Source organism: Nonomuraea sp. NPDC001684 (assembly GCF_053596515.1).
Genome location: NZ_JBSFGJ010000858.1, coordinates 1 through 1,490 on the forward strand (window position 1 = coordinate 1; position 1,490 = coordinate 1,490).

The following is a 1,490-nucleotide window of genomic DNA, read 5'->3' on the forward strand; positions in this document are numbered from 1 at the left end:
GGGGCGGCGGCGGGTGCGACGTCGGGAGCGGCGGCGGACGTCTTCGCCTGGGCGTCGGTGATGGTGTTCGCGGCCACGGGCCGGCCGCCGTTCGGCGACGACGCCCCGGCCGCGGTCGCCGGACGCATCCTGCGCGGCGAGCCCCAGCTCGGCGACCTGCCGGACCCGTTGCGCGACATCGTCCGCGCCTGCCTGGCCAAGGATCCGCAGGCCCGCCCGCCCATGACGGCCGTCCTGCCGCTCGTCCTGGGCGAGCCCCACCCCGCCACCCCGGCGCCTCCCGAGGACTCTCGGGACGCTCCCGCGGGAACGGCCGCGGAGCCTCCTGACGACCATCGGCACGCTCCCGCGGGGACGGCCGACGGTCCGGTCGCCTCGCCGGCGGGCCGGTCCAGGTGGGCGGTGGGACGGCGGTCGCCGGTGCTGGCGCTGGCGGCCGGGGCGGTGGCCGTGTCGGTGGCGGCCGGCGTCGTGGTGTGGAACTCCGGCAAGCGCCAGGCGGACGCCGAGGTGCGGTCCGCCCGTGAGCCCGTGCGCACGTCCGCCTCGGCGGGACCGTCCCGGCACGGCACGGCCGCGTCGAGGCCCACGAGGACGCCGCAGCACCGCGCGACCCGCCCCACCCCCTCCGCCACGGGCCCGTCGGAACGCTCCACGACGCCGCCCGCCACCACCCGCAGGGCCTCCTTCGCCCTGGCGTACGTGCGGGTCCAGGGCTCCTCGACGATCAACTCGGCCGGGGTCGCCTGCTACACCGGCGCGGTGAACTTCGCCGCCGGGGTGAACGCCAGCCGCCCCGGCGCCGCCTACTCCTACCAGTGGCTCTACGACGGCAGGGTCATCGAGCGCGGCTCGTCCCGCTTCCCCGCGAACAGCCGCAGCGGCTACGTCAGCTCCAGAAGGCTCATCACCCCCGCGAAGGGCAGGCACACCGTCACCTACCGGATCCTGACCCCCTCGCCCAGGACGAAGTCGGTCAGGTTCACCATGTGCGCGCCGTAGGCGGGCACGAGAAGGGCGGGCCCGCGTGGTGCGGACCCGCCCTGATGGCAGCCACGGGCATCACAGCCCGTAGCTGACCACCCAGTATCCGTTGTACCGTCCGCCGTAGCAGGACAGCCTGGTCGGGCTGTGCCAGCTACGCACGACGTCGCCACCGCCCAGGCGGCAGCGCAGCGAGGTCACGTACCGGTAGTTGTAGCCCCAGTCGCGGTCGCCGTCGCGGTAGCGGTCGTCGTCGTCGCGCTCCTCGTCCCGGTAGCGGTCGTCGTCGCGGTACCGGTCGTCGTCGCGGTAGCGGTCGTCGTCCTTGCACCGGTCGTCGTCCTTGTACCGGTCGTCGTCCTGGTACCAGGCGTGTTCCTTGCCGTGGTCGTCGTCCTTGCAGCGGTCGTCGTCGTCGTCCTTGTACCGGTCGTCGTCCTGGTACCAGGCGTATTCCTTGCCGTGGTCGTCGTCCTTGCAGCGGTCGTCGTCGTCGTCCTTGTACC

2 pseudogenes are annotated in these 1,490 nt (G+C 74.0%); one reads left to right on the forward strand and one right to left on the reverse strand.

What is annotated here, in order from left to right:
- Nucleotides 1–1,002: pseudogene (locus ACWCSD_RS52530) on the forward strand (hypothetical protein); the annotation flags it as partial.
- Nucleotides 1,003–1,062: 60 nt separating this feature from the next.
- On the opposite strand, the pseudogene ACWCSD_RS52535 reads toward ACWCSD_RS52530, so the two are convergent.
- A pseudogene (locus tag ACWCSD_RS52535) lies at nt 1,063–1,490 on the reverse strand (hypothetical protein); the annotation flags it as partial.